General features: G+C 69.7%; 17 protein-coding genes. 7 read left to right on the forward strand and 10 right to left on the reverse strand.

From position 1 onward, the window contains the following. Positions 1–4: 4 nt before the first annotated feature. Together AB0B40_RS10530 and AB0B40_RS10535 are read right to left on the reverse strand one after the other, a co-directional pair. The gene (locus AB0B40_RS10530) at positions 5–796 is read right to left on the reverse strand and encodes a hypothetical protein (protein WP_345047801.1); all 792 of its coding nucleotides are present in this window, start codon (positions 794–796) and stop codon (positions 5–7) included. Then, complete coding sequence (locus AB0B40_RS10535; protein ID WP_345047802.1) at positions 793–1,428, reverse strand: ABC transporter ATP-binding protein; 636 nt, start codon at positions 1,426–1,428, stop codon at positions 793–795. Before AB0B40_RS10535 ends, AB0B40_RS10530 begins: the two co-directional genes overlap by 4 nt. Before the next feature lie 305 nt (positions 1,429–1,733). Between AB0B40_RS10535 and AB0B40_RS10540 the strand changes: the two genes are divergently transcribed. After that, on the forward strand, positions 1,734–2,963 hold the full coding sequence (locus tag AB0B40_RS10540; protein ID WP_362263699.1) for an NAD(P)/FAD-dependent oxidoreductase: 1,230 nt from the start codon (positions 1,734–1,736) through the stop codon (positions 2,961–2,963). A gap of 436 nt (positions 2,964–3,399) precedes the next feature. Here AB0B40_RS10540 and AB0B40_RS10545 read toward each other — a convergent pair whose 3' ends face one another. Further along, positions 3,400–4,317 carry a hypothetical protein gene (locus tag AB0B40_RS10545; RefSeq protein ID WP_362263700.1) on the reverse strand — a complete coding sequence of 306 codons (918 nt, stop codon included), beginning with the start codon at positions 4,315–4,317 and terminating at the stop codon, positions 3,400–3,402. A gap of 458 nt (positions 4,318–4,775) precedes the next feature. On the opposite strand from AB0B40_RS10545, the gene AB0B40_RS10550 reads away from it, so the two are divergent. The 3 genes from AB0B40_RS10550 (at position 4,776) to AB0B40_RS10560 (ending at position 7,313) form a co-directional block, all read left to right on the forward strand. Beyond that, positions 4,776–6,257, forward strand: coding sequence for a GAF domain-containing SpoIIE family protein phosphatase (locus tag AB0B40_RS10550; protein ID WP_362263701.1), 1,482 nt, complete (start codon positions 4,776–4,778; stop codon positions 6,255–6,257). Further along, entirely contained in the window at positions 6,257–6,748 is a 492-nt protein-coding gene (locus tag AB0B40_RS10555) for an STAS domain-containing protein (protein WP_362263702.1), read from the forward strand. The genes AB0B40_RS10550 and AB0B40_RS10555 overlap by 1 nt, the downstream gene beginning before the upstream one ends. 133 nt (positions 6,749–6,881) lie before the next feature. Further along, positions 6,882–7,313 carry a hypothetical protein gene (locus tag AB0B40_RS10560; RefSeq protein WP_345047808.1) on the forward strand — a complete coding sequence of 144 codons (432 nt, stop codon included), beginning with the start codon at positions 6,882–6,884 and terminating at the stop codon, positions 7,311–7,313. A gap of 473 nt (positions 7,314–7,786) precedes the next feature. Here the strand turns inward: AB0B40_RS10560 and AB0B40_RS10565 are convergent, their stop codons facing one another. Both AB0B40_RS10565 and AB0B40_RS10570 read right to left on the reverse strand, forming a co-directional pair. Further along, positions 7,787–10,249 carry a SpoIIE family protein phosphatase gene (locus tag AB0B40_RS10565; RefSeq protein WP_362263703.1) on the reverse strand — a complete coding sequence of 821 codons (2,463 nt, stop codon included), beginning with the start codon at positions 10,247–10,249 and terminating at the stop codon, positions 7,787–7,789. A 297-nt stretch (positions 10,250–10,546) separates the two neighbouring features. After that, the gene (locus AB0B40_RS10570) at positions 10,547–11,287 is read right to left on the reverse strand and encodes a diacylglycerol kinase family protein (protein ID WP_362263704.1); all 741 of its coding nucleotides are present in this window, start codon (positions 11,285–11,287) and stop codon (positions 10,547–10,549) included. Positions 11,288–11,846: 559 nt separating this feature from the next. Here AB0B40_RS10570 and AB0B40_RS10575 point away from each other — a divergent pair. Continuing rightward, positions 11,847–12,959 (forward strand): AI-2E family transporter, encoded by a 1,113-nt coding sequence (locus AB0B40_RS10575; protein WP_345047812.1) that lies wholly within the window; start codon positions 11,847–11,849, stop codon positions 12,957–12,959. A gap of 108 nt (positions 12,960–13,067) precedes the next feature. Then, complete coding sequence (locus AB0B40_RS10580) at positions 13,068–13,202, forward strand: hypothetical protein (RefSeq protein ID WP_345047813.1); 135 nt, start codon at positions 13,068–13,070, stop codon at positions 13,200–13,202. Positions 13,203–13,375: 173 nt separating this feature from the next. Here AB0B40_RS10580 and AB0B40_RS10585 read toward each other — a convergent pair whose 3' ends face one another. From AB0B40_RS10585 to AB0B40_RS10605, 5 genes are all read right to left on the reverse strand, one after another. Beyond that, on the reverse strand, positions 13,376–13,975 hold the full coding sequence (locus AB0B40_RS10585; RefSeq protein WP_362263705.1) for an HdeD family acid-resistance protein: 600 nt from the start codon (positions 13,973–13,975) through the stop codon (positions 13,376–13,378). Positions 13,976–14,274: 299 nt separating this feature from the next. Then, a complete protein-coding gene (locus AB0B40_RS10590) occupies positions 14,275–15,318 on the reverse strand; it encodes an NAD(P)-dependent alcohol dehydrogenase (protein WP_362263706.1) in 1,044 nt (347 codons plus the stop codon). Positions 15,319–15,342: 24 nt separating this feature from the next. Next, positions 15,343–16,653, reverse strand: a complete 1,311-nt coding sequence (locus AB0B40_RS10595; protein WP_362263707.1) for a cytochrome P450 — start codon at positions 16,651–16,653, stop codon at positions 15,343–15,345. A 26-nt stretch (positions 16,654–16,679) separates the two neighbouring features. Then, on the reverse strand, positions 16,680–18,083 hold the full coding sequence (locus AB0B40_RS10600; protein WP_345047820.1) for an FAD/NAD(P)-binding oxidoreductase: 1,404 nt from the start codon (positions 18,081–18,083) through the stop codon (positions 16,680–16,682). Continuing rightward, the gene (locus AB0B40_RS10605) at positions 18,080–18,298 is read right to left on the reverse strand and encodes a ferredoxin (RefSeq protein WP_345047821.1); all 219 of its coding nucleotides are present in this window, start codon (positions 18,296–18,298) and stop codon (positions 18,080–18,082) included. Before AB0B40_RS10605 ends, AB0B40_RS10600 begins: the two co-directional genes overlap by 4 nt. A 673-nt stretch (positions 18,299–18,971) precedes the next feature. On the opposite strand from AB0B40_RS10605, the gene AB0B40_RS10610 reads away from it, so the two are divergent. Continuing rightward, entirely contained in the window at positions 18,972–19,385 is a 414-nt protein-coding gene (locus AB0B40_RS10610; protein ID WP_362263708.1) for a hypothetical protein, read from the forward strand. Positions 19,386–19,606 lie beyond the last annotated feature (221 nt).

Raw genomic sequence — 19,606 nt, forward strand, 5'->3', positions numbered from 1 at the left:
GTGATCACTCTGCGTCGGCTCTCGTCCGGCGGGACCACGAGGAGCGGGAAGGGCGGTGGTGGTGGAGGACGAGCAGCGCCAGGGCCCCGGTCGCTGCGGACCAGGCGAGGGAGAGCAGGCCGTGGGACCAGGGAGTCTGGGGGGTGAGGGCTGAGCTCAGCGCCAGCTGGTTCACGCCGTACAGAGGAAGCGCGGAAACGCCTGCCACATCCATGAGTGTGTTGAAGACGGGGTTCTGCAGACCGGTGTCGACCAGGCTGAGCATGATGATCAGGAAGAAGCCCTCCAGCTCGCCCCGGACCAGGGAGCCGAGGAGAAGCCCGATGCCGCCGTAGGCGAGGCCGGCGCCCGCGAGGGCCAGCCCCAGGGGGCCTGCGTGGCGTACGGGCAGGGAAGCGCACAGCAGGATCGTGGTGTAAAGGGCCAGCGCGACGGCGGTGAGGGCGATGGCAGTGAGTTTGGCCAGCAGCATCGGCAGCCGGGGGTAGCCGGCCAGCAGCAGACGGCGGTCCATTTGACGGGACTGGAAGGTCTCCGTGAAAGTGATGAAGCCGGCGACCATGGTGACGGCGCCGAGCGCGCTGGCCACCTGGCCCAGCTGGCTGGCCGGAGCAGAGACGGGGACGCTGATGGCGTCCAGCCGGATGCGCACCACTTGGTCGGATGTGCACAGGCGTGCCACGGCGATCCAGACGGGAATGAACGCGACAGCCAGAACCAGGGCCAGCCGGTTGCGCAGGTGGCCCAGCAGAGTGCAGCGCAGGAGCTCGGTGAAAGCCGCGCAGGTGAGTTTCAACGCTCGGTCTCCTCGAAGTGCAGACGGCCCTGGCGCAGATGCACGATCGCGTCGAAGTGGTGTGCGTCGTGCAGCAGGTGAGAGACCACGATGATCGACCGGCCCTGATCGCGCAGGGCGGCGGCTAGGGCCCAGAACCGCTGGTGGGTGTCCCAGTCGAAGCCCTGGTAGGGCTCGTCCAGGACCAGCAGGTGTGGATCGTGCATGAGAGCGATCAGCAGGTTCAGCTTCTGCCGCGTTCCACCACTGAGTTCGCCGACCTTCTGTCGTCGGCAGGCGGTCATCGCCAGCAGCTCCATCAGCTCGCCGGCCCGTTCCAGTGTCGGCAGCCGGTAGGCCCTCTGGAACAACCGCAGATGCTGTTCGACGGTGAACGCGTCGTTCAGTACGGACCGTTGCGGGCAGTACCCCACTGCTCCGGTTCGTGTCACCGTGCCGCGGTCGGGTGCGAGGTGGCCTACGGCGATCTGCAGCAGAGTGCTCTTGCCCGCACCGTTCTCGCCGACGATTCCCACCAGTGTCCCGGCAGACACGTCAAGGTCCACCTCGCGCAGGACCTGCCGGCCGCCGTACGCCTTGCGAACTCCGCTGATCCGCAGCCGTGGCCGGGGGCGCGTCGGTACTGCTTGCACATGAACCCCTCGAAGGAATCGGACAGGTGGAGCGAGCCGTTCCGGAGGGATCCCCCGTGGAGGCCGGGGCCGCGCAGGCTCATGCTGTGCTGGCCTGCGCGGCTCATGACCCGGTAGGGACCTGCGAGTAAGGGCGGCGCCGCCTCAGCCCCTTGCGGGCCGGCTCTCGGGACGACGAACCCTCGCGCAACGTCTGCTGCCGGGTGACCAACGAGTCCGCACCGCCGGTGTAACGGCAGTCACCTCCTGTGTGACATCTGTGAGTTGGGCGTGACGTAGGCCCTGGTCTGCCGTTGTAGGAGGTGATGCCCCCCACACCACAGCGAGACTTCAGTGCTCCCACGATCGTGATCGGAGCCGGCCCGCACGGCTTGGCGGCCGCCGCACTGCTGAACCGCTCCGGCGAGCCGGCCGTGATCCTGGAACGGTCGGACCGCGTGGGAGCGAGCTGGGCGCAGCGCTACGACCACCTGCGTTTGCACACCACTCCCGGCGCGTCGAAACTCCCCGGCCTGCCCATTCCGCGTCAGGCGGGTCCTTGGGTGAGCCGGGACGACTATGTGCGCTACCTGGAGCACTACGTCGCTCATCACCGACTCGACGTCCGGGTGAACACCGAGGTACAGCGCATCGAACGGGCCGAGCCAGGTTCGAGAGCACGATGGCTGGTGCACACTGCCGACGGTCCGGTACCCGCTGGTGCGGTCGTGGTGGCCACCGGCCGTTGCCACACGCCCCACACTCCACGCTGGCCAGGGCGTTCGACGTTCACCGGCACCCTGCTGCACTCGGCCCACTACCGCTCTCCGATCCCCTACTGGGGGCGGGACGTGCTGGTGGTCGGCGTCGGCAACAGCGGTACCGAGATCGCGAGCGTCCTGGCCGGGGCCGGAGCCGCACGGGTACGGATCTCAGTTCGCACCCCACCCAACATCCTGCCCCGCTCCAGCGCCCGATGGCATGCGGCCGGCCGGCTGACTGAGGTCCTCCCACTGGCGTGGCGGGACCGCACCTCCCTGCTCACGCAACGTCTCGCGGTGCCCGACCTGACCTCACGGGGACTGCCCCGGCCCCGCACGGGTCTGTACACCCGCAACGTCCGAGAAAAGGTCAACCCGGTTCTCGACCACGGCTTCGTGGACGCCGTCCTGTCCGGCCGGGTCGAGCCGGTCGCCGCCGTCGAGGCGTTCGACGGCCCGGACGTGGTGCTGGCCGACGGCACCCGGCTGCGACCCGACACGGTCATCGCCGCCACGGGGTTCCGGTCCGACCTGCACGACCTGGTGGGGCCCCTGGGCGTACTCGACGACGCCGGGCAGCCCCTCGCCGTAGGCGGGCAGTGCCACCCTACGGCCCCGCGCCTGTACTTCACCGGATACACCAACCCCCTCACGGGTGTCCTTCGCCAAGCGGGCGTCGAGGCGCGCGCGATTGCCCATGCGTTGCGACGGGAGAAGGCGCGGCCAGCCCTTCCCCTCCCTCTGCCCGGCGACCGCACGACCCGCGCACTCGACAAAGGGCACGCACCGGGCTGACGAGGTCGCGGGTAACCGACCGCCCCGGCCGTGCGCAGCCTTGTGGCCACTGACCGAGATCGGAGTGATGCCGGTGTCGGTATAGGAGGGGGTGTGGTGGAGCGCCCGCAAGTTCGCGATGTCGTGGCGGGTGAGAAGGCCCTGTTCCAGTAATGCGAGGGCGGCTTGGTCGAACGTCGCCATCCGAAAGGCGTCGGTCGCACTGCGATCGCCTACGACGCCCGGGGCTGGAGGACTCGACCATGGTCAGGCCGAGCTCGGTGAATCGGGCCGCGAGAGCATCGGCCAGCACTGGTCGGATCCGACCGTCCCGGCGAGAAGCTTCTCGCCGGCGCGGGTGAGCCCCCTCCCCGCGGTAGCGGCCACCGGGCGTCGGTCGCCGGGTCGAGCACGACACGGACGCAACCGCAGCGGAGGGGTACGACTCATGGCGGGCTCAGGTCAGCTTGGTGTTGGCCAGGACCCGGCGCAGGATGCTCCAGGAGAGGTCGGACTCGGTGGCGAAGGCACGCCGCTTCTTGGACTCCTCGTCGATGTAGTTGAAGGCATCGCGGCTGTAGCTGTCGCCGTCGTCGTCCTCGACGCCGGTCTCCTCCGGGTTGAGGTAGACGTGGAAGCTGGCGCCGAAATCGGCGGAGGCGTTCATGTAGCCGGGGCCAGTGGATCCGCCGCCGCCGTCCAGCGGGCAGTACACCCGGTGCACGGCGTAGTTGTCCCTGGACAGCCAGGCGCACTGCCCGGGGGTGAGAGTGATCAGGCCGAGTTTGCGGGCGTTCCAGTCGAGGTGCTCGTAGACCATGACGTCGAGCTGGCCGTCGAGGCAGAAGACGATGCCGGTGGTGTGGCCGTGGGAGTGGATGGGCGAGTAGTGCTGAGCGGGCCAGATCTCCAGGACGACGGGCGAGCCGATGTCGCCCTTGGGGTGGTCGTCGGGGTGGAGGTGGCCGTGCTTTGCTGCCAGGTGGTCGTAGTCGCCCCGGCCGGTGCAGGCGACACGGATGTACGGCGGGTGGGACGGATCGTGCTTGTACTTCTCCACGAGGATCTGGCGCAGCAGGCCCACCTCTTCGCCGGGCGCGGTGGCGGGGGCGAGGTGTTTGCGCATCGCTTCGGTCTCCCACGCCGACAGGCGCAGGTCTTCGGCCTTGCGCGCGAGGTCCATGACAGCCGGCGGGATCATCAGCTGGCGGGCGTACTCGTCGAAGGACGTGGCCTGCCCGATCACAAGGGACGGGACGGCCTCGGCTCCCAGGAGACGCAACTGCCGTTCTTCTTCCCTGGTGATGTGGAAGGGGTACGTCGCATCGCCGTACTCTGGCTGCCCGGCGGGCGTCTGTTCGGCGGTCAGGCTCATGAGTGAGGACTCCTTCGTGTGCAGGGGTGCCGCGGCTCGGCGCGGGACCCGATGACGCCACGCATGTTCGGTGCCACGGCTCGAGGCGGGTTCTGAGCGGTGTGATCAGTGGCTGGGCAGGCGTGTCGCCCTGAGGCCGTCGAGGGCATACTCCGGGGGCAGGTGGGCGGGGTCGCCCGGCACGGTGATCAGCACGACGCACCGTCACCGGTCACTGGGGTCACTGGTCACTAGTTACTGGTCGACACAATGTGATCAGCAGACCGCGGTCGGCAATCACAGGAGTCAGATTTCACCGGCAGGACCCGCCTGCCGATATCAACCGGCACATCGCACGGAAGGCCGCGGCCGGGTGCCCAGCTGACGACGGCATTGGCGTTCGGGCGTGTAGGCGATTTAGGCTGCGTCGGTTCGTGCCGTTCACGGCGGCAGCCCATCGACGGCGAGGAAAGCCGACAATGCAGCAGGCATCGGCCACCGACCCGGCTCCCGGGCGCCGCACCGAGCTGGTCCCCGACCCGGATGCGGAGGCGGCCCGTATAGCGGCGGTGCGCCGCTACGACATCCTCGACACCCCGCCCGACGGGGCGTTCGACCGGGTGGCGGCGATGGCCGCCCGCCTCTTCGACGTGCCGGTGGCGACCGTCACGATCGTGGACACCGACCGCATCTGGTTCAAGGCCGCCCACGGCCTGGAGGGTGTCGCGCAGATCGGCCGTGATCCGGGCCTGTGCGGCTCGGCGATCCTGCGCGACGACGCGATGGTCATCCCCGACACCCTCCAGGACCCCGTCGCGGCGGACAATCCGCTGGTCGCCGGGGAGATGGGGGTGCGCTTCTACGCCGCCGCACCGATCATCACCCCCGACGGGCACCGGCTGGGCACGGTCAACGTCCTCGACACCCGGCCGCGCTCGATCACCGAGGAGGACACGGCCACTCTTGCCGATCTAGCCGCGATCGTGCTGGACGAGATGGAGCTGCGACTGTCGGCGCTGCGCGCCCTGCGCGACGAGCAGGCCCGCCGGGAGGCGGAGACGCGGCACGCCGAGGCGGAACGGGCGCGGGCCGAGGCGGAGCGGGCGGCGCGGGAGAAGGCGGAGCAGGACAAGGCCGCCATCGCCGCGTTCGCCTCCACCCTTCAGCGCACCCTGCTGCCACCGGCCCTTCCCGTGGTGCCGGGCCTGGAACTGGCCTGCCATTACCGCACCGCCTCCGCCCATGACGTGGGCGGCGACTTCTACGACGTCTTCCCCCTCGACGGCGACCGGTGGGCGTTCTTCCTCGGTGACGTGTGCGGCAAAGGCCCCGAGGCGGCGACCGTCACCGCCCTGGCCCGCCACACCCTGCGCGCCACGGCCCAGATCAACGCCGCCCCCGTCACCGTGCTGAGCGCGCTCAACACCATGCTGCTCACCGACGTCACCGCCGGCCGCCGCTTCTGCACCGTCGTCTTCGGCCTCCTGGAGCCCAGGGACGACGGCGGCTTCACCGTCACCGTCGCCACCGGCGGCCACCCGCCGGCCTACCACCTGCGCCCCGACGACAGCGGCGCCGTCTGGGTGCGGGCCGTACGCCCCCAGGGCGGCATGCTCGTCGGCGCCTTCCCCCAGGCGCCCTTCGCCCAGACCACCTTCTCCCTGACGGCCGGCGAGAGCCTGTTCCTCTACACCGACGGGCTGACCGAAGCCCGCACCACCGAGGGCACCATGCTCGGCGACGACGGCCTCACCGGCTTCCTCCACCAGCGCACCGGACCCGTCACCGCCACCTCCCTGATCGAGGACAGCATCACCCTGCTGGCCTCGCTGCCCGACGGAGCCGGCGACGACGTGGCCCTGCTGACCCTGTCCGTCCCCCACCCTCACACCATGCCCGACGGCAGTGTCACAGCGACCGCCCACACCGCCGCCGCGCCCGAACACTTCGGCCAGGAGTGATGACCGACGTGACCGACACGCTGTACCTGACCGTCCAGCACCCCCGCCCCGGCCTCGCCATCGCCGCGGTCGTCGGGGACGTGGACATGCACACCGCGGAAACCCTGCGCCGCGACGCCTCGATGATCATCGAGCGAGGGCGCCCGCACCTGGTTCTGGACCTGTCACAGGTCGGTTTTTGCGACTCCGCCGGTCTGAGCGCGCTCATCGGTCTCTGGCACGCCGCCCAGGCGGTGGGCGGTGCGCTCGGGCTCGCCAACGTCCCCGACCGCCTGATGCGGATGCTCGTCCTCACCGGTGTCGACACGATCCTGCCGGTTCATGCCACCACGAGCGAAGCAGTCAACACCATGATCGCCGACGAGCCCACCAGCGTAGGGCCGCAGGGCTCCGTCGACTGTGTGAGCACCGCCGACGGGGCTGGTGCGCCGGCCGGAGGGGGACGCACGGCCTGCGACAGCGCTCGTCACCCCTCCGCGAACCTGAGCTGATCGCGCGGACACGCCACGACCAGGCATCTGTACCAGCGATCGAGCCCGGCGCTCCTACCGCAGTACTCCCTCGCTGGCTGTGCCGTTCCCCGTGTGCCGCGGCGGCCCGCGAGCGATCGGCGGCATCGGCGCCTTGGAGACGCAGCCGGCGTTCACCCTGCGTACCGAGGTCGCTCAGCTGATCGGCCGTCCCGCGGCGGCGGAGTGGGACGAGCGCGAGGAGACTCCCTGGCCGGTGGCGATGCTTCAGGACGCGGCCATCGTCGCGGTGATCGCGGCCCGGCGGTGGCACCAGTTCCGCCAGCACGATCAGCAGGTCATCGCCGGCCGGCGAGCCCTCGTCCACCTACAGTCGGCCTGCGACCATGCAGCCGTAGTACCACTGGCCCTCCTCTCTCACGGCAAGCCCCGCCACCCACGGTCCAACAGGTTCAGCGCCTTGGTGTGTGCAGCCGTACCCACGTACGCCCGGCAGATCCTCGGCGGCCCTGCCTGGGCGGCCCTGGCCGCCCCCCTTGCCGACGCGGAAGCGGCCGGCCATCAACCAGCCACGCTGCCGAGCTGAGCCGCTCAGCAGCGGACGCTGGACGATTGTCGACGCGCACCCGCGAGCACGAGGAAGTCCGTCGAGCGCTCACCCGTGTGGTCCGGAATGTGACGTCGATCGTGTTGCCGCACCGGTGACGCAGTCGTACCCGGCCGGTCGCCGGCACGGGTGCGGCCCTGCGCGGGTCGTGCGGGAGGTCGGCCACGAGCTCCCGCACGGGGCGGCCGTGGACCTCGTCGGCGCAGAACCCGGTCAGGTCCTGTGCTGTGCCGGTCCACCCCACCACCGTGCCCCGATCGTCGAGCACGGCGGCGGCCAGACCGTCGAAGGCGGGCGGCCGGCCGCCGGGGCCGGCGCCGGAGACGCTCGTCGCACCTCGAAAGGCGCCTGCCGGGTCGGCGTTTTCAACATCCGATGGGTCCATGTCTCTGGCTTTCATTACGAGGTTGCGCGACTACGGCAGAAGGGGATCCCGTGGCGGCTGTCGGCGCTCAGCGGGCACCTGTTGGGGATGGCAGGTCCTGTTCGGCCCAGACGACTTTGCCGTCTGTTACAGAGCGGAAACCGCACCTGCGCGACAGCCGACCGACCAGGTGAAGGCCGCGGCCGTGCTCGTCGAGATTGCCGGGATGGCGGGAGCGTGGCTGAGCGGTGCTGGTGTCGAAGACTTCGCAGGTAAGCACCCGGTGCTGGATGAGCCGTAGGCGGATCGGGCCGTCGCCGTGGCGGATCGCGTTGGTGACCAGTTCACTGACGAGCGACTCCACGGCCGTCACCAGCGGCTCCAGACCCCATTCACGGAGTTGACGGGCGGCCAGACGCCGGGCCGTCGGGACGGTGACGAGTTCGTGCGGCAGATCCCAGGAGGCGACCTGGGCGGGTGGCAGGGCGCGCGTCCGCGCAAGGAGCAAGGTGACGTCGTCGGCCGGTGCCTGCGCCGACAAGGTCTCCATCGCCCGCGAGCACAGGTCCTCCAGGGCGGCACCGGGCTGTGCCAGGGCGGCGCCCAGACGCCGTAGGCCGACGTCGATGTCCTCGCCGCGGGACTCCACCAGGCCGTCGGAGTAGAGGACGAGTACGCTTTCTTCGGGCAGTTCCAGTTCCACGGACTCGAAAGGCACCAGGCCGAGACCGAGGCCGAGCGGGGCTCCGGCCGGCAGGTCGGGGACAGTGACCCCGCCCCGCGCGTCGACGACCAGGGGCGGCGGATGCCCGGCCCGTGCCAGCGTGCACCGTCGGGAGACCGGGTCGTAGACGGCGTACAGACAGGTGGCACCGACGACCGCGGGAAGCCGGTCGGTGTCGTCGGCGTCCTCGTCGTTCAGTCGCCGGACCGTGTCGTCGAGGTGCGCCAGCAGTTCGTCCGGGGGCAGGTCGAGGTCCGCGAGCGTGCGCACGGCGGTCCGCAACCTGCCCATGGTCGCCGCGGCGTTGATGCCGTGTCCCACCACATCGCCGACAACCAGGGCCACCCGTGCGCCGGACAGCTCGATCACGTCGAACCAGTCGCCCCCCACACCGTGGTCCATGTCGGCGGGCACATAGCGCGAAGCGACCTCAAGGGCAGCACCGCCGTGCACCCGGTGAGGGAGCAGGTCGCGTTGCAGCGTGAGAGCGGCGGTGCGCTCGCGCGCGTACTGGAGCGCGTTCTCCAAACAGAGCGCGGCCCGGGTGACCAACTCCTCGGCGAGGAGCAGGTCGTCCTCCTGGAACGGCGTCTGTTCCGTGGAACGGCCGAACAGCGCCAGTCCCAGCACGCAGCGCCGCGCGCGGATGGGTACGACCATCAAGGAGTGGACGCCGCTGTCGCGTACCTTCTGCGCACGCGTCGGATCGTGGTCGACCCAGGGGCCGGCATGGGTGTCCAGCACCGGTTCCAGGTGAGACCTGCCCGTGCGTAGGACGGCGGCGAACGACGAGGTCGGGGGGACGTGGATCACCTCTTCACGCACCGCTGGCATCTCCAGGACACCCTGGTCGACGGAGGCCACCCCGGCACGGCGCAACACAGGGCGGCGTCCGCTCGTCGTGCCGATCCGTGCGGCGGGCTCGAGTCCGAACGGAACCGACTCCACCAGGTCGACGACGGCGTGGTCGGCCAGCAGGGGCACGGTGAGCTCTGCCAGTTCCTGGGCGGTCTGCATCACGTCGAGGGAGCTGCCGATGTGCGTGCTCGCCTCGCTGAGGATGGCGAGGCGCTCGCGCGCCCGCTTGTTTCCGGTGACATCCACGGTCATGGAGCACACGCCCAGCGGCGTGCCGTCCGCGCCTTGGAGACAGAAGAAGGAGCCGGAGAACGCGTGCTCGCGGGGGCGGTCCGCAGGCGGCCACGCACGATACTCGTGCACCGTCGTCGTGCCGCTCTGCAGCACCTGTCGCATCACCACCTTGAGCGCTTCGGCCTCGACGGCGGGCAGTGAGTCCTTCAGACCGCGCCCGAAGCGTCGGTGACGAGGCACGCCGTCGTGCCGCTCCATGGCGTCGTTCACCCAGACACAGCGCAGCTGCGCGTCATAAACGACGATGCCGATCGGGGCTCGGGCAAGGAGCGACTCCCGCACCGGTCCCCCGGTCGCCCCCGAGGACAGGGAACCTACGTCCGTCACGGACGCCAGCCACCGGGTGTCGTTGCCCTGTCCCCGTAGCGGCGAGACCCGCAGCGTCATCCTGAGCGTGTGGCCGTCGCGGTGGCCTATCGCGACGGTGCCGGACCAGCCGCCCCGCGCACGGCACTGCTCGGCGAACGCCAACGCCCTCCGGGCGTCCTCGGGAGGCGGCAGCACGTGTGCGGCGGACCGGCCCACGACCTCCCCGGCCGCATAACCGACGAGCTGCTGGGCGGCGTGCGTCCACCCCACGACGATGCCCTCGGCATCGATCATCGCTATCGCGGCGTCGGGCACCTCGGGGAGGCTCACCGGCTCGGCGAGGAGGGTGTGGTCAGTGTTGGTCATTCGCGGTTCATCCCATCGGTGCGGAAGTAGGAGCGTCGGCCTGTGGTCCGGCGACCCTGTGTGCAGCGGTGGTGAACGGCGATGTCCCGGTGAGCGGCACACGGTGGGGTATGTGTCATATCAGAGCAAATTGCCCATTCCTGATGAAATCATCAGACGTAATGGCTTGGACGTCAAGACCCTCACAAGTGATCGAAAAATCAGACGTGTGGGCTCCAGCTCACGGCTCTACAGGTGAACGGACGGGCAGCGGGTTCCGTGGAGCATGCACGGCGGGTGGGAGCGGCTCCCCGAGGCTCAGACCACCCGCCGGATGGCGGCCCACCCTGGCGGTCGCCCGGCAGACCGGGCGCCGGGACGACGCAGGGGAACCCATACCCGCAGGGCCATAGGACTGATACGGCACCGCACGGGGGTCGGCAGGCTGACGGCTTCGCCGTCCAGCCCGGCGGGGAGGGCCGGGACGTCGGCGTGGACGACGACGTCGTCAGGCGTGGCGAGACGGGTGAGGCCATGAGGTTGCCCGCTGCGCAGCCTCATGGCTGTTTCGGCGGGCGTCTCCGCTCTGACGGCCAGTACTCCCAGGAGACCGGAGTCGAGGTGTGCCCGCCGCCCCGGCCCGGCCGGGTCATCCACTTGGTAGGGGTTGTTGCTCACCAGTACGGCATCCGGCCCGTCCACGGTGAGCAGCCCGGTACGGACCACCAGCTCCGGGCCCTCGTGGCGGGCCAGGAATTCCGGAAGGATGCGCACAGTCGTGCCAAGCTTGTCGTCCCGATAGGCCGGGTCCTGCACCAGGGCGGCATAAGCACCGAACGAGACGTTGTTGACGAAGACCCGCTCGCCTGCGTACCCCAGATCCACGCGCAGCTCGACGCCGTCCGTGAGGGCGTCCAGCGCGGCCGAAGGATCCTCACGGTCCAGGCCGAGATCCATGGCGAAGTGGTTGCGGGTACCCGCCGGAATGACCACGAAGGGCAGGCCGCTCTCCGCGGCCACCTCGGCGACAAGCGCCTGGGTACCGTCTCCGCCTGCCACGCCCAGCAATCCGCACCGTCGTCCACCGCACGTCGGGCGACACTCGCCAGATCCTGGGGCAGGGAATGATCGATCAGGATCACCTGGGCTCCGAGCGCGCGGGCGCGTTCCGCGATCCGGAACCGGCTCGCCTTCCCTCCACCCGAACGCGGATTCACGATCAGACAGGGCCGCCGCGCGCCGGTCGTCGGCCGCGCCGCGTTCTCGCTCACGGCGCGTACCCGAAAGTCGCCTGCACCAGCCGGGCGCAGCTCACTGGCGACAACAGGACTGCCGCGATCACGCCCGCAGCTGACGGCTCCGTCCCCCACCGGGCCGACGGTCCGGCGATCGCGCCTGCGGCCACCGCCACCATGACACTTCCTTCGACAGATACGGCTTACGGCATCAGCTTGCAGCTCGGCCTGGGGATCCGCACCCGGGATCCAGCGGTGTCTGCTCACTACGGTGCGCTTGTCGTCCACACTGCGGTGCGCGTCAGGTGCGACAGGGCAGGGAAGTGCGCCGGTCGAGGAGGTCTCCTCGTTTTCCCGTGACCGGGGCTGGGCACCCGACGCCCATGGCGCCGCGTCCGGTTCCGGTGCGAACCATCCTCGCCACCATCGGTCTGGTGCTCGCCACCTACGTCGCACTCGAGTTGGTGGTCCAGGCTCGCCGGGTCCTGATCTGGGCGGTCATCGCGTTGTTCCTGGCCGTCTCCCTTCATCCAGCGGTCGAAGCGCTACAGCGACGGGTGCCACGGTGCCGACGGCCGACGGCCACCTTGCTGGTCTTCCTGGCCGCGGCCGCGGCCGTCGTCGCGGTGGTCGCCCTGTTCGTCATCCCCCTGGCCCAGGAGGGCAGCCGGTTCGCCGGTCGCCTGCCCGCGTTGATCAAGGACGCCCAGGTCGGGCGTGGGCCAGTCGGCAACCTGCTGGAGCGGACGCACGCTCTGCAGTATGCCCAGCACCATCAGGCGCAGATCCGCGCGTTCGCCACCGGCCTGAGCAAGCCCGTCGCGAAGTTCCTCCGTGGTGCCGCGAGCACCGCGGCAGGCGCTCTCACCATCTTCGTGCTGGCCTATCTGATGGTGTTGGAGGGCCCCAGGGCCATAGACCGGTCCCTGGCCCTCGTGGACGAGGCGCCCGCGGCCCGCATACGCCGCGTCGGAGCCGCGTGCGCCCGTACCGTGAACGGCTATCTGACGGGGAACTTGCTGATCAGCGTCATCTGCGGGCTTCTGACCTACGTCGTGCTGCTGGTTTCCGGAGTGCCGTTCGCCGGCCTGCTGGCCGTCTTCGTCGCCGTGACCGACCTCATTCCCCTGGTGGGGGCCACCATAGGAGCTGTCGTCGCCTCCGCGGTGGCGTTCGTCCACTCCCTGCCGGCCGGCATCGGAGCCATCGTCTTCTTCATCGTCTATCAGCAGGCCGAGAACCACCTCCTGCAACCGGTCATCCTGTCCCGGACCGTGAAACTCAACCCCCTCACCGTGCTGCTGGCCACCCTGATCGCCGCCGAAGTCGCCGGGATCCTGGGTGCCCTGCTGGCGATTCCCGTCACCGGCATCATCCAGGTCGTCCTCGGTGACCTCTGGGCGCATCGCGGCGGTCGGTCACTGGGACTACCGATACGGGCAGACGACAGCCCCGAGAACTCCGAACGGTCCGACGCCCCCGGAGACGGCCCCTGAAATCCGGTCGCCACACGCGCAGCGAGGTGTTCGCCCAGGTAGACGCCTGCGCCTTTCCTCGTCAGGCGAAAGATCGTCGACGGGCCGGTCGGGCTTGCGGGGCACAGCTTGAACGGACAGACCTGGCAGACAGCGAAGACCCGGTGTGAGAGCGGCCTGCTGATCGCCCTCACCTGGTCAGTGTTCGAGCGGGACCCGGACGTCGGACTGACCGAGTACCTCGGCTGCCGCCTGCCGCCCTGATGAATGAGCCGACGTCCGAGATCGCCCCGCCCGGTTGAGCACGCAGCACGACGCCGGCGTCGCCATCACAGCCGCGCCGCACGATGCGCGCGAAGGACCGTTCGCCGGCCGCCGACCCGCGGAGGTGGCGCGATGTCGCCGCTCACCGCGTCGGGCCGATCCGGCTCCGCCGATCAGTGCTGGGGGTGCGCTCGTGCGTGGAACAGGGGGCGCCGCTGAGGAGCGGTGCCGGCGGCCAGATGGCCGATCTCGACGCGTGTCCTGATGGCACGGACCACCTCGGTCAGGCCGACGACGATGGCCATCACACCCACCACCAGCGTGAGGGTCGCGATGGAGGCGAACGGCATGACGATCATCACGATGCCGGCCATGGTGCCGATGATGCCGAAGGCCACGTGCCAGCCACGGGCCGGCATGGTCTCATCGGAGGCCACCGCGACCGTCTCCAAGGTGCCCCGAAGCAGCCAGCTGAAGCCGATCCACAGGGCCAGCAGGAAAAGTGACTCCAGGGGTCCCCGGAAGCAGATCAGTCCCAGCAGGATGGAGGCCGCGCCGGTGACGAAGTGCAGTACCCGAAGATGCCGGGGGACGTGGGTGCCGAAGGCGGCGGCGAGCTGGAAGACGCCAGTGGCCAGCAGGTAGACGCCGAAGAGCACGCCGACGACGCGGAGCGTCTCGCCCGGCCATACCAGGGCGATGACGCCCAGGGCGATGGTGGCGAGGCCCATGGTGAGCAGGATCTGCCAGCCCATGTTCGCCAGGGCGGCCATACCTTAGGCCGCAGGGCCCTCTCGTGGTTCGGTGCCACGTGGCGGAACGGAACCGGGGGAATCGGAAGGAGATGTCATGGCACCTACCTCCTTCTGTGAGCAGCGTGGTCACGTCACTACAGGTCCATCGTCACCCGATCAGCCTCATGCCGCTCGGTGGGAAGAGCGAGGGTCCGTGGCGCATGAGGTAGTCCGAGCAAGCTCCTCCGTCCTGCCGGAGCCGGGGGCGATTTCGCCGGACCTCCCGGATACCGGCGACCAGACACAGTCGCGGTGTCCGTTCGCGTTGACGACCGCGTTCACGCGTGGGGAGTGATGACGGCGCGTCCTTGGATCCTGCCGTCGTGCAGGAGCTGGTAAGCCTCGTTCGCGCGGTGCAGGGGGAAGTGCTCGACCAGCACATTGATCCTTTCCTGCTGGGCGAGCGTGATCACTTCCATCAGTTCGGTGAGGGAGCCCCAGTAGGGGGAGGCGACCGAGCACTCGTGCGGCGGGCTGGAGAAGTCGACGGGCAGGGCTCCGCCGCCGAGTCCGACGATGGTCAGGTGGCCGAGGCTCCTGGCCACCTGAGCGGCCATCCGCAGCGTCGGGTCGATGCCGACCATGTCCAGCACGAGCTGGGCGCCCTGTTTCCGCGTCATGTCCATGATGCAGGTCACCGCCTCGTCACCCGAGAGCAGAGCCTCGTCGGCGCCCATGCGCTTGGCGGTCTCCAGCTTGCCGGCGTCGGTGTCCACGGCGACGACGGTGGTCGCAGCGCTGAGCGCGCGCAGAATCTGGATGGTCATCTGGCCCAGACCGCCGACCCCGATCACGACCGCGGTCGAGCCCGGTCCCAGCAGGTGCAGCGACCGCTTCACGGCGTGATAACTGGTCAGCCCGGCATCACTGAGGGGGGCGGCCTGGCGCGGGTCGAGGGCGCCGAGCGGAATCAGGTAGCGCGCCGCCGGGACCAGCAGGTACTCGGCCATGCCGCCGTCGTGACCACCGCCGAGGCCCGGGCCCTGACCACCGAGGTTCTGGCAGTAGTTCTCCTGGCCCTGACGGCAGTTGGTGCAGATGCCGCAGCCCCAGGACCCGTAGACGATCACAGCGTCTCCGGGCTCGAACCCGGTGACGCCCGGTCCCAGCCGTTCCACCCATCCCGCGTTCTCATGGCCGAGCGTGAAGGGCGGGGCCGTGAAGCCGGGGAGCGGTTCGGGTGCCTGCATGATGTGCAGATCGGAGTGACAGGCACCGGCACCGGCGACCTTCACCAGGACCTGCCCCGGGCCGGGCTCGGGTGCTGGCACCTCGCGCAGCTCGGGCGGTTGCCGCCAACCGACGAGTTGAAAGGCCCGCATGGCGATCCTTTACGCAAACGCTGGTCAGTCGCGGATGCCGTCGATGTCGACGAGGACGTGTCGCGGGCCGCGGAAGATCTGGTTGTGCCGATACGGCGGCGGGTCCTCGACCAGCCGGGGATTCTGCACCCGGCGGACGAACTCGCCGACCGCGATCTGGACCTCGAGCCGCGCGAGCGGGGCGCCGAAGCAGAAGTGGATGCCCTGGCTGAATCCGAGGTGCTGGTTGTCGCGGCGTTCGAGGTCGAGTTCGTCGGGGTCGGTGAACCGTTGCGGGTCGCGGTTCGCCGAGCCGTACGCCAGGAAGATGGGCGCCCCCATCGGGATGGTGGTGCCCGCGATGTCGATGTCCTCCACGGCCGAGCGGGTGTGCCAGAACTGGACCGACGACTCGAAGCGCAACAGCTCCTCCACCGCGGGCACGATCAACTCCGGTCGGCGGCGCAGCTTTTCCAGCGCCTCGGGATGGCGCAGCAGCGTGAGCACGCTGTGGGCGATGAGGTTGACCGTGGTTTCGTGCCCCGCGAAGATCAGGAGCAGGGCGTTGCTCGCGAGCACACCCTTGGACATCCGCCCCTCCGAGCCGTCCTCGTTCACCAGCGCGGAGAGCATGCCCGGGCCGGGCTGCCGGGCGTACCGGTCGAGTAGCTCGGCTGCGAACTGTCCGAACTCCTGCACGGCCTGGCGGCCCCCGGCCAGTCGGCTCCGCATCTCTTCGGAGGCGGCCTCGGGGCCGAAGTCCAAAGCGTTCAGGGCCGTTTCGATCCACTGGTGGAAGCGTGGCTCGTCCTCCAGCGGCACGCCCAGGACCTTGCAGATCACTCTCACCGGCAATGGGTAGGCGAAGTCGTCGACGGCGTCGATCCGGGTCTTGCCCCGCATGTCGTCCAGGAGCCTGGTCACGATGCGGCGGATGTCGGGTTCAAGGTCGGAGATCAGGTGAGGGGAATGGGGAGGGCCGACGAAATGCGGCATCATCGTCCGGCGGTCCCTGTCGTGCTCGGGTGGATCCTGGGTGATGATGTTCGGCTCCAAGGAGACGACCGCCTCCGTGATCGGCTCGGCCTCCGCCTCCGCCGCTCTTTCGGCCGGGGCGGCGGCCGGAACGGGGCACTTGCGTGGATCCGAGCTGACCCGGGGGTCGTGGAGCAGCGTGACGATCTCCTGGTAGGTGCTGACGACATAGGTCCCATCCGGCTGCCGCGCCACCGGTGTCTTGCGCAGTTCCTCGTAGAAGGGGTACGGGTTGGCGCGGTTGGCGTAGCGCAGCGCCTGCTGCCAGGGGGTTTCCTCGACCACGAGGCTGCCCTCCTTCTTCCTGTCGGTGCTGTCCACTTGCACGCTCGGCCCCGCGGGCCAGGTCAGTGGGGCCGAGGCCGGAACTCGGCCTTCCGCTCGCTCGGGGCGTGTCCGGTCAGGACGACGTCGGGGATCGCCGTCGGGACCCTTGGGTCCGGGAACTCGGCCGGCACCGGCTTCATGTCGTCCGGCTGGTCCCAGCCCGGCGGTGGAGGCGGGAACGGACCGGATCGCTCGATCAGCTTCCCGTAGTACTCCAGCCACTTGCCGTGATCGAAGGTGACGGCCGCGACGATGCGGCCCCGGCGGCCGTAGGCGGCGGCGAAATGCCGGTCCGACACGGACCCTTGGGTGAAGACGATCTCGTCGCCGAAGGGCGGCACACCGACGGACTTGATGTTCACGCCGAACTGACCGGACCAGAAGCCGGGCAGCAGCAGATGCGGACGATAGTGGGGTTCGAGGTTCACCATGTTGTGCGCCGCGACCTCGGCGCCGAGAACGGCGTTGTCCCAGTGCTCCATCGCCAGGAACTGGTACTCGTACAGCACATGCGGCGCACGTGCCACGTCACCTGCGACGTAGACGCTGTCGGTGACGACGCCGTTGATGTCGAAGGCACGACCACCGGCATCGCATCCGACGCCCCAGAAGCCGGCCGCCAGCCCCGAGCCCTCCAGCCACTCCACGTTGCGGATCGACCCGAGCGAGGCCACCACCACGTCGGCGTCGACGGTGGATCCGTCGGACAGATGCGCACGCCGCACGTGCCCGCCGGAGTCGCCCTCCAGCGATGACACGCCCAGCCCGCAGCGCAGGTCCACGCCGTGCTCGCGCTGCATCTGCGCGGCGATCTCGCCGATCACCCCGCCGAGCGCGCCGACCAGCGGCGCCGAACCCCGCTCGACGACGGTCACCGGGATGTCGAGCTCCCGGCAGACGGAGGCCACTTCCGAGCCGATGAACCCGGCGCCGATGACCAGGACCCGCGACGGCGGCTCGGCCAGCGCCTTTTGCAATTGCTCCGCATCGTCACGCGAACGAATCGTGTGGACACCGTGCAGGGCGGCCTCGGCCGGGTTCGGCCACTGCCGCGCGCGGGTGCCCGTGGCGATCAGCAACCGGTCGTACGGAACCTGCTCCCCGTCGGCCAGGGACACCTGCTTGGTCGCGCGGTCCAGTCCGACGGCGGCCACCCCGAGCCGCCAGTCCGCATCCACTTCTCGCATGCGGGGCAGCTTCGTGTGGTCGGCCGGCACCCAGCCCTTGAGCACCTGCTTGGACAGCGGCGGACGGTCGTAGGGCTCGTACGGCTCGTCCCCGATGATGGTCAGGGAGCCGGTGAAGCCCTCTTCCCGCAGGGTCTCCGCGGCCCGCAGGCCGGCCAGGGAGGCGCCCACGATGACGATCCGGCCGCTCGCCCGGAACTCGCGCACCAGCTCTGCGACCGTTGCCCTCAAGGTCATGACGTCTCGCCCCGCTCCGCGCCGTCCACGCGGTCGATGACGATCGCCTGCACCGGACAGGCCGCAGCGGCTCGCTCGACCTGCAGGCGCCGCTCGTCATCGGGGTTCGGCTCGTAGGTGAGCGCCTCCTGACCGTTCAATCTGAAGACCTCGTGCGCCAGGTACACGCATTGCGCGTATCCCTGGCAGCGATTCAGGTCCACGACGATCCGCATGGGCAGGCTCCTTCCGTTCTGCCTACCGCCCCACGGCAACGATCGACCCGGGTCACGAAGCTGGGGGTGCTTCTCAAGCCCCCCGTCCGGCGGCGGGGCTGGATGTCCCACCCGTCGCCGCCGACAGGCCGTTCGGTCCTGTTCGCTGCGCCGCAGCCTTCGCGGTGGCGCTCGCTCGGCTGTGAGCGGCACAGCGCAGAGGGCGATACATCCTCGACGTCGGCATCAGGGTGCGCCTTGGTCGGTACGGCCCTAATAGAAATGGTCGTCCCGCCTTGCGGCGATCGCAAACCCGCCACCGCGGCGAACTGGATGCGTCCGTGACCTCGAGCCCTCACTCCCCGGGCTGAGGCGATCTCCGGGCCGGTCACCACCGATCGCCAGGTCCCGCTCCAGCCGCCGTCCCGCCGTCCGGCCAGCCCGACCGCGTCCTGGCGCGTGCGCCGGGGGACCGGCGGCGGGCAGCTCGCCATGAAGAGCGAGATCTTGGCGCTCCTGCCAGCCGGGCAACGGTCGCCTTCGTCACTTCGACATTTCCATACGACGTATGGTAACAATGAAAGCGCGCTTCCATACGACGTATGGAAATGCTCGCCCAGACCACACCGGGCGTCATACATCGCCTGACAGAACCGCCGTTGGCGCAGACCACCCCCCTCGGGAAGGAAAGATCATGAACAAGCTCACGAAGCGCATCGCCCTCACTGTCTCCTCCGTCGCGGTCGCCGGTGCCTCCGCCCTCGGTGGCGGTGGTACCGCTTCGGCCGCGCCCCTTGCGTCCACGCACGTCCAGCACCCGAGCGGCGGGGCCGTGGCCGCCGACTACAGCTGGGACCACGGTGTCGGCTACCTGCTCGAGCGGGGCTACTCCTGCGACGAGTCCCGCGGCTGGCACCAGGACCGTCACGGTAGCGATTCGGCCCGGCACGACTGCGACGGGCTCTACTACCGCGATGGTCACTTCTACCGCTGGGACGGCGAGGGACACGGCTGGACGTCCGACAGGTCTTACCGCCACGACGGGAACCGCTGCGAGCACGACGGCGGGAGCAGGAATCACCATGACCTGAGCCGCGACGACCGGTGAGACGGGTATCGGCCATGAGCACAAGCAGTTCCCCTCGGCCCCGTCCCTGCCGGCGACGGGGATCCGTCTGGCGGTCGGGGGGCGGCGTCCCCGACCGCCGGCCGAGTGAGTGCAGCGCCACTTCTCATGCGGTGCGCCGGTGCCGTCCGGCGCCCGCGCCCCGCCGTACCGCCTCCGCCCGACCTGCCTCTTCGCCACAGGCCGGTGGGAGGCACCGCCGA

The organism is Streptomyces sp. NPDC042638, assembly GCF_040647235.1.
Taxonomy (GTDB): domain Bacteria; phylum Actinomycetota; class Actinomycetes; order Streptomycetales; family Streptomycetaceae; genus Streptomyces; species Streptomyces rameus.

Coding starts and splice junctions, on each gene's coding strand:
- AB0B40_RS10540 (WP_362263699.1), top strand. CDS start 1,734: ATGCCCCCCACACCACAGCGAGACTTCAGTGCTCCCACGATCGTGATC.
- AB0B40_RS10545 (WP_362263700.1), bottom strand. CDS start 4,317: ATGAGCCTGACCGCCGAACAGACGCCCGCCGGGCAGCCAGAGTACGGC.
- AB0B40_RS10550 (WP_362263701.1), top strand. CDS start 4,776: ATGCAGCAGGCATCGGCCACCGACCCGGCTCCCGGGCGCCGCACCGAG.
- AB0B40_RS10555 (WP_362263702.1), top strand. CDS start 6,257: ATGACCGACGTGACCGACACGCTGTACCTGACCGTCCAGCACCCCCGC.
- AB0B40_RS10565 (WP_362263703.1), bottom strand. CDS start 10,249: ATGACCAACACTGACCACACCCTCCTCGCCGAGCCGGTGAGCCTCCCC.
- AB0B40_RS10575 (WP_345047812.1), top strand. CDS start 11,847: ATGGCGCCGCGTCCGGTTCCGGTGCGAACCATCCTCGCCACCATCGGT.
- AB0B40_RS10585 (WP_362263705.1), bottom strand. CDS start 13,975: ATGGCCGCCCTGGCGAACATGGGCTGGCAGATCCTGCTCACCATGGGC.
- AB0B40_RS10590 (WP_362263706.1), bottom strand. CDS start 15,318: ATGCGGGCCTTTCAACTCGTCGGTTGGCGGCAACCGCCCGAGCTGCGC.
- AB0B40_RS10600 (WP_345047820.1), bottom strand. CDS start 18,083: ATGACCTTGAGGGCAACGGTCGCAGAGCTGGTGCGCGAGTTCCGGGCG.
- AB0B40_RS10605 (WP_345047821.1), bottom strand. CDS start 18,298: ATGCGGATCGTCGTGGACCTGAATCGCTGCCAGGGATACGCGCAATGC.
- AB0B40_RS10610 (WP_362263708.1), top strand. CDS start 18,972: ATGAACAAGCTCACGAAGCGCATCGCCCTCACTGTCTCCTCCGTCGCG.